Annotated in this window: 10 protein-coding genes; 3 read left to right on the forward strand and 7 right to left on the reverse strand. The window is 71.1% G+C overall.

From position 1 onward, the window contains the following. Positions 1 to 107: 107 nt before the first annotated feature. The gene (locus tag KME77_RS13015) at positions 108 to 980 is read right to left on the reverse strand and encodes a CAP domain-containing protein (protein ID WP_219466349.1); all 873 of its coding nucleotides are present in this window, start codon (positions 978 to 980) and stop codon (positions 108 to 110) included. Positions 981 to 1,153: 173 nt separating this feature from the next. Then, positions 1,154 to 1,855, reverse strand: coding sequence for a helix-turn-helix transcriptional regulator (locus KME77_RS13020; RefSeq protein ID WP_219466352.1), 702 nt, complete (start codon positions 1,853 to 1,855; stop codon positions 1,154 to 1,156). A 110-nt stretch (positions 1,856 to 1,965) separates the two neighbouring features. On the opposite strand from KME77_RS13020, the gene KME77_RS13025 reads away from it, so the two are divergent. Next, positions 1,966 to 2,319 (forward strand): ArsC/Spx/MgsR family protein, encoded by a 354-nt coding sequence (locus KME77_RS13025; RefSeq protein ID WP_219466353.1) that lies wholly within the window; start codon positions 1,966 to 1,968, stop codon positions 2,317 to 2,319. Positions 2,320 to 2,376: 57 nt separating this feature from the next. Here KME77_RS13025 and KME77_RS13030 read toward each other — a convergent pair whose 3' ends face one another. From KME77_RS13030 to KME77_RS13040, 3 genes are read right to left on the reverse strand one after another with little or no spacing between them, the layout of a single operon-like run. Continuing rightward, the gene (locus tag KME77_RS13030; protein ID WP_219466355.1) at positions 2,377 to 3,039 is read right to left on the reverse strand and encodes a hypothetical protein; all 663 of its coding nucleotides are present in this window, start codon (positions 3,037 to 3,039) and stop codon (positions 2,377 to 2,379) included. A gap of 3 nt (positions 3,040 to 3,042) precedes the next feature. Next, a complete protein-coding gene (locus tag KME77_RS13035; RefSeq protein ID WP_219466359.1) occupies positions 3,043 to 3,948 on the reverse strand; it encodes a hypothetical protein in 906 nt (301 codons plus the stop codon). Further along, entirely contained in the window at positions 3,948 to 4,247 is a 300-nt protein-coding gene (locus tag KME77_RS13040; RefSeq protein ID WP_219466368.1) for a hypothetical protein, read from the reverse strand. Before KME77_RS13040 ends, KME77_RS13035 begins: the two co-directional genes overlap by 1 nt. Before the next feature lie 122 nt (positions 4,248 to 4,369). Here KME77_RS13040 and KME77_RS13045 point away from each other — a divergent pair, with 122 nt between their 5' ends. Beyond that, on the forward strand, positions 4,370 to 4,768 hold the full coding sequence (locus KME77_RS13045) for a YbaB/EbfC family nucleoid-associated protein (RefSeq protein WP_219466370.1): 399 nt from the start codon (positions 4,370 to 4,372) through the stop codon (positions 4,766 to 4,768). Between the two features lie 8 nt (positions 4,769 to 4,776). Further along, complete coding sequence (locus KME77_RS13050; RefSeq protein WP_219466373.1) at positions 4,777 to 5,157, forward strand: YbaB/EbfC family nucleoid-associated protein; 381 nt, start codon at positions 4,777 to 4,779, stop codon at positions 5,155 to 5,157. A gap of 3 nt (positions 5,158 to 5,160) precedes the next feature. Here KME77_RS13050 and KME77_RS13055 read toward each other — a convergent pair whose 3' ends face one another. After that, positions 5,161 to 5,724: a LysM peptidoglycan-binding domain-containing protein gene (locus KME77_RS13055; RefSeq protein ID WP_219466376.1), complete on the reverse strand. Its 564-nt coding sequence runs from the start codon at positions 5,722 to 5,724 to the stop codon at positions 5,161 to 5,163. A 3-nt stretch (positions 5,725 to 5,727) separates the two neighbouring features. Beyond that, on the reverse strand, positions 5,728 to 6,076 hold a 349-nt coding region (locus tag KME77_RS13060), incomplete at its 5' end, for a hypothetical protein (RefSeq protein ID WP_219466377.1).

The raw sequence follows: 6,076 nt of genomic DNA on the forward strand, positions 1-6,076 counted from the left end.
GGGGGGGGCGGCTCAGCAGGGGGTGGGGAGCGGGCGCCGTGCGGGCGAGTCCGCTCCCGCCCTATATATGGAGGCCCCGCGAGCGGACTCGCGGGGACCTTGGCGGCTTACCTGGCGGCGAAGTCCTGGGTCCAGTAGATCTGGCCCCTGGAGTTCTTGGCCGCGCCGACGCCGATGAGGTTGTACTTGCAGTTCATGATGTTGGCCCGGTGACCCGAACTGTTCATCCAGGCGGTGACCACGGAGGCCGGGGTCGGCTGGCCCATGGCGATGTTCTCGGCCCAGGCGTTGCCGCCGGTGAAGCCGGCGCCGCGGATGCGGTCGAGGAAGCTACGGCCGTCCTGCGAGGTGTGGCTGAAGTAGTTCTTGGCCGCCATGTCCGCGGAGTGGTCGAAGGAGGCCTTGCGCAGCTGGGCGTCGTGCTTGAGCGGCTGGCAGCCGCCCTTGGCGCGCTCGGCGTTGGTCAGCCGCACGACCTCGTTCTCCTCGCTCGTGCCGACGCCGCCGCTGGAGGGCGTGCTGGGCGTGGGCGTAGGCGTGGCCGTGGGCGACGTGGTGGGGGTCGACGTGTCCGTGGGGGTGGGCGTCGGCGTGGTGGTCGTGGGCGCGCACGTCGTCAACCGGACCGGCCGGGACTTGCCGATGTTGCCGCGGTAGTCGGTGACGACCGCGTAGTAGACACCGGGGGTGCAGGGCAGCGCCACCCTGACGCGTGGGTTGACGCCTCTGCCGGCGGCGCTCTTGACGACGGGGTCCGCACCGGGAACCGCGCGCTTGATGCGTACGCGGACCAGGGCGGTGCCTTCGCAGCCGCGGCGGGAGGCGGAGGTCGTGATCTTGCGGGCGGCGGTGACCTGCGGCTTCGCCACGGTCAGTCGGCACGCGGTTTGCGGCACCGTCGCGGCGTGGGCCGTGGCGACCGGCGTACCGAGCGCGGCAAGGCTCACGATGCACGCGAGTACCCCTAGGGGTCTACGCATATGGGTGTCCTCCAGAAGGAGTGGACGGTTGCTGGGCGTTCCGCATTCTGTACGCGTCAGCCACCCTTTGTCATGAAATTTGGGACATTAATTTGTGATGGGGGTAAACCAAAGGGGTCCCCGAGGCGTCGGAGGGGCTGGTCGGGGCAGATAAAGAGCCGGTAACAAAATATTTAGGCCGTGACCGGAGTCACAGCCGGAGCCAGCTCGACACAGCACGCCCCCGGGCGGGGAACCAGGTTGGCGTCGAGCGTGGCGGCGCCCAGGCCGTCCAGCAGCCCCGACACGAACGCCTGGTTGATCGCGCACACCAGATCGGGGTCCTTGGCCGCCAGCGGGTGGAACGGGCAGTTGCGCAGCCGCACGAGCGTCGGGGTGACGCGGGACGGCTCGAAGCCGTGCTGTTCGAGCATCCGAGCCGCGTAGGTGAGGGCGCGTTCGGCGCCGAGCCGCCCGGGACGCTCCTGGTCGCGGTGGGCGTCACCGAGCGCGCGGCCACGGTCGGCGGCGGCGCGCAACGCGGAGTCGCGCCCGCTCTCCCCGGGACGCTGCCCGCGGACGCCGTCGAGCAGGAGGTCGGCCAGCAGGTCGTGCTCACGCCGCGGGATGCTCACCTGGATGCTCAGGTCGGTCGGCCGGTAGACCTTGGGGGCGCGGCCGACCCGGCGCAGCCCGTTCGGCTGGGTGTACGAGGCCGACAGCAGCCCCACGGCCACGAGCTTTTCCAGGTGGAAGGCGGCCAGCTTGCGCGAGATCCCGACGCTCTCGGCCGCCTCGTCCCTGGTCACCGGGCCGTCCGCGCGGCGGATGTAGTCGTACATGCGGTGCCGCAGGTCGTCGCTGAGCACCGCGACGGCATCGAGCGCTGGGTCCACGCGCCCCAGATTAACACCCGCTGTAGTTGGCCAAATGCGGCCGAGCTTGACGTCTTAACCGGTATAGCCAACACTTGCTAGTGCAATTTAATGATCTCGAAGGAACCGGCATGGAGATCTGGATCAACCCCGACTGCTCGAAGTGCCACTCCGCGCTGCAGCTCCTCGACACAGAGCAAGCCGACTACACGATACGGCGCTACCTCGAGGATCCTCCCAACGAGATCGAGCTGCGCGAGGTGCTCAGCAAGCTGCGCCTCGAACCCTGGGACATCACCCGGTTCGGCGAGGCCACGGCGGCCGAGCTGGGCATCGCCGACTGGCCGCGCGACGCCTCCAGCCGCGGGCGCTGGATCAAGGCGCTGGCCAGCCACCCGATCCTGATCCAGCGGCCCATCATCACGGCGGGCGACCGGTCCGCGGTCGTCGGCCGCACCGCCGAAGCCGTCCGGTCGGTCCTCTGACCCGGACGGCCTCACCGGACGGCCTCACCGGACGGCCTCACCGGGCGGCCCGGAGGCTCAGCGATCCAAGCCCGCCTGGGCGAATGATCGGATCTCTTCGTCCTCCAGCGTGGCGGCGTGCTCCAGGAGGCTGCCGTCCTCGTCGTACAGGCGCGCGGCGGCGGCCGCGGCGAACAGCCGGGTCGTCGGATCCGGGTCGTCGAGCCGGGCCAGCACCTCGCGCGGATCGGGACCGTCGTCCTCCAGGCGCGCCAACCACGTGGTCAGCTCCTTGACCCGGCCCTCCTCCAGGTACGACGCCCCGGCCGCGAGCTGCCCGGCCGTGGCGTCGGCCAGGTAGCCGAGGACCTTCCAGCGCACGCCCGGCTCGGGGTCCGCGCTCAGGCTCAGGACGCGCGCGACGGCCGGTCCGTGCCGGGCGTCGCCGCCGGACGGCACCACGTCGATCGCGAAGAACCGCACCTGGGGGAGCGGGTGGACGAGCAGGGCGGGCACCTCCCCCAGCATCGGGGCCGCGAGATCCCCCAGCTCCGACAGCAGCCAGGCGCCCGTCCGCACGGCCGCGTCGTCGCCGCTGCGCAGGAGCCGGGCGAGGTTCTCCACGGGGTAGCCCGCGAACAGCTCGCTCAGCAGGTCGTTGGCCGCCGGGCCGACCACGGCGCCGTCGGATGAGTGCGCGCGGATGCGCTCGATCAGGTCGTCGCCCGCTTGCGTCCGCATCGGCTACTCGTCCTTCCCGAGGAAGCGCCGGATCCTGCCCAACGCCTTCTTCTCCGACTCGAGCCTGTGCTCGTGTCCGGGGTCAGGGGTGTTGAACCACTTCCTCTCCAGCGTCCGCTCGTCGACACTTTGCGCCAGCTTCTTCTCCAATTCCTCGGCCTGCTCCTTCGTCATGTTGCTCGTGTCCTTGGGGACGGAGCCCTTGAACTTGTGCGACTGGCCTCGCCAACCGCTGCGGCCGCCACCGCCACCCCTGCCGCCGCCCCTGCCACGGCTCATCTGGGCCATGCCGTCCTTGAAGGAGCGGGGAGCGGCCGGCATCCTCGGCACCATGCTGCCCCCCGGGACCCGGCCGCCCGCGGTGGCCAGCGCCGGGCCTCCTCCCGGGCCTCTGCCGCCGAAACGCAGGGCGCGCAGCGGTCCGGTGACGAACCGTTCCAGTATCGGGCTCAGCCGGCCGGCGCCCTCCGCGCCGACGCGCATGCCCCTCGCCACGGCCGCCCGGCCGGCGATGGTGCGCGCGTGGGCGGCCGTCGCCCCCACCGCGCCCCCCAGCGCCACCAACGTGGCGACCTGGACCGCGGTGCTGGCCGCCTGGGTGGCGGCGAACACCTTCACCCCGCTGACCACGTTGGCGAAGCCGTCGAGGAGCACGGGCGCGGTTCGCGCGGCGGCGGTGGCCTGGGTGAGGTTGCCGCCGGCTCCGATCCTGTTCCAGTCGACCGCCATGGCCGTGGCGGCCTGGCCGCTGTAGTACTGCCGCGACCGGTGGGCCGCCATCTCGGCGCTCTGGGCCGAGGGCTCGGCCCTGGCGTTCTGGAGCCGCCAGGCCTGGCCGTCCGCTCGCGGGTGGTCTTCGTTGATGTTCGGCCAGAAGGGGACGAACAGGGTCAGCTCTGAGGGAAGCATCAAACCCATAGACCGGGCCCCCTGCTGGCGGCGTCCGCGTCCTCTATGCTCCTGATCGAGAGACGCATCCCGTCGCTGTGGCCGGTCATGTCCGCGGATATCCCGCCGTAGGCCGCGACCGCGATCCGCGTGCACTCGGCGTACGCGGCCTGGAACACCCCGAACAGGCCGTCGTCTCCCCAGGACGTCCCGCCCTCCCCGCGTTCGGCGAGCGGTGCGGCGTCGTAGTTCGCCCCGTGGGCCTCGATCTCCGCGGCTTCTCGCCCCAAAGCCCCCATGGACATCTCAAGTCCCGTCATGCTCATACACCATAGCAATCGGGACATTTAGTCTCTCGCTGAATGGATGTCTCGCTGTCAACCCGCACGTCAGGTGTGTCTAGACTGGCCACCCGTCCGATCTCTGACCGCTGGAGCACCCCATGCTGACACCCGCGCCGGAAGACGACGCCGAGTACATGGACCGATACATCACCCAGAGCCGGCAGATCATCGGCAACCTGCGGGCCGCGCGGACGGCGATCCGGCGGCTACGGGGTCAGGCCACGAGCGCGGACGGCCTGATCGAGGCGAGCGCCGACGGCCAGGGCGGCGTGACCGATCTGCGCCTCGACCCGAGGGCGCTGCGGCTCGGCGAGGCGGCGCTCGGCAGGCAGGTGACGGCGGTGCTCCAGGCGGCCCAGGAGGACGCGGCGCGCCAGGCACAGGAGATCGTCGAGGAGGCCAGGGAGTCGGCCGCCGCGCTGCCGCCGCCGCTCGACGAGGACTTCGTCCACCAGCGGGTCGAGCAGGCGGCTCAGGCGGCCTTCGACGTTCGATAGGGGGAGACATGTTCGGGCCGAAGTACGACCCGGGGAACATCACGGACCGGGACCTGGACGAGGCCACCCGCCAGAGCGAGCGGATGCTGGCCTGGATCGAGACGGCGCAGGAGGACCTCGGCAAGGTCGTCGGCACGGGCAAGGGCCCGTCGGGCCACGTCGGGGCGAGCGTGGACTCGACCGGCCGCGTCCTGGAGGTCACCTACGGGTCCCGCGCCATGCGCCTGCCCAGCGAGGACCTGGCCGAGGAGACCGTCACCGCCGTACGCGAGGCGAACGCGGACGCCCAGCGCCAGATCCACGACCTGATGCGCGAGGGCATCCCCGGCTACGACCCCGTGGAGGCGACCGCCGAGCTGGAGCGCGTGCTGGGCTTCGATCAGGACTGAGGGTCAGCGGTCCTCGCCCCAGACCGGCTCGTCGGGGTCCGGGGTCGGCAGCGCGGACATGACCGTGAGCACGCTGTCCCAGTCGGCGACCTGGACCCGGTCGGCCGTCGAGCGCAGCCGGGCCGGCACCTCGTGGTAGGCGTTCCTCAGCACGTCCACGCCGTCGATGACCTGCCCCGACACGGCCTCGTACCCCATGCGGCCGCCCTCGCCCCTGAAGAACTTCGTGCCCAGCTCCCCGGTGCCCCAGAAGGCCCCGATCGTGTTCAGCTCCGCCGCGGCGCCCTTGACGAACTCGCCCAGCTCGTTCTTCTCGGTGTCGAAGGCCCCGGCCGCCGCCCTGATGTGGGCGGGGTAGATCTCCATCGGCAGCCGTAGCGTCATGCCCAGGCGCAGCTCGTTCGGGTTGTCGAGCGTGTCGCGGTTGGCCTGGTAGATGCTCTCCCAGCGGGAGCCGTCCTCGAAGAGCTGCTCGGCGATGTCCCAGAGCGTGTGGTACGGGCCGCTCGACGAGGTGACCGTGACGGTCTCGGGCCGCTCCGGCGGCGGCTGCGGTTCGGGAGCCATGCCTCACCTCATCGGTTTGTGGGCCATCGTGTAGTACAGCAGCGCCCGGCCCAGCGTCTGCTTCCATGTGGGCAGGAGGTCCGAGCCGCTCTCCCCGCTCAGGACGTCGTACGTGGGGCCGTAGCCGATCGAGCCGCCGGCCAGCCGGTTGACGAACGCCTGCACGTCCGTGTTCTTGACCACGGTCCTGGTCAGCGGGGCGGCGGCGTCGTACACGCCGTAGAAGGCGACCGAGGCGGCGAACTCCTTCAGCGCCTGCTTCGCGTTGTCGCCGAACGAGCCCGGGTCCTCGCCGCGGAAGTGCTTGACGGCGGCCACCCAGCCCACGTCGCCGATCGGGGAGAACGCGCTG

It is taken from the genome of Nonomuraea rhizosphaerae (assembly GCF_019396405.1).
GTDB classification, from domain to species: domain Bacteria; phylum Actinomycetota; class Actinomycetes; order Streptosporangiales; family Streptosporangiaceae; genus Nonomuraea; species Nonomuraea rhizosphaerae.

Coding starts and splice junctions, on each gene's coding strand:
- KME77_RS13030 (WP_219466355.1), bottom strand. CDS start 3,039: ATGCGGACGCAAGCGGGCGACGACCTGATCGAGCGCATCCGCGCGCAC.
- KME77_RS13055 (WP_219466376.1), bottom strand. CDS start 5,724: ATGGCTCCCGAACCGCAGCCGCCGCCGGAGCGGCCCGAGACCGTCACG.
- KME77_RS13025 (WP_219466353.1), top strand. CDS start 1,966: ATGGAGATCTGGATCAACCCCGACTGCTCGAAGTGCCACTCCGCGCTG.
- KME77_RS13015 (WP_219466349.1), bottom strand. CDS start 980: ATGCGTAGACCCCTAGGGGTACTCGCGTGCATCGTGAGCCTTGCCGCG.
- KME77_RS13045 (WP_219466370.1), top strand. CDS start 4,370: ATGCTGACACCCGCGCCGGAAGACGACGCCGAGTACATGGACCGATAC.
- KME77_RS13040 (WP_219466368.1), bottom strand. CDS start 4,247: ATGACGGGACTTGAGATGTCCATGGGGGCTTTGGGGCGAGAAGCCGCG.
- KME77_RS13035 (WP_219466359.1), bottom strand. CDS start 3,948: ATGCTTCCCTCAGAGCTGACCCTGTTCGTCCCCTTCTGGCCGAACATC.
- KME77_RS13050 (WP_219466373.1), top strand. CDS start 4,777: ATGTTCGGGCCGAAGTACGACCCGGGGAACATCACGGACCGGGACCTG.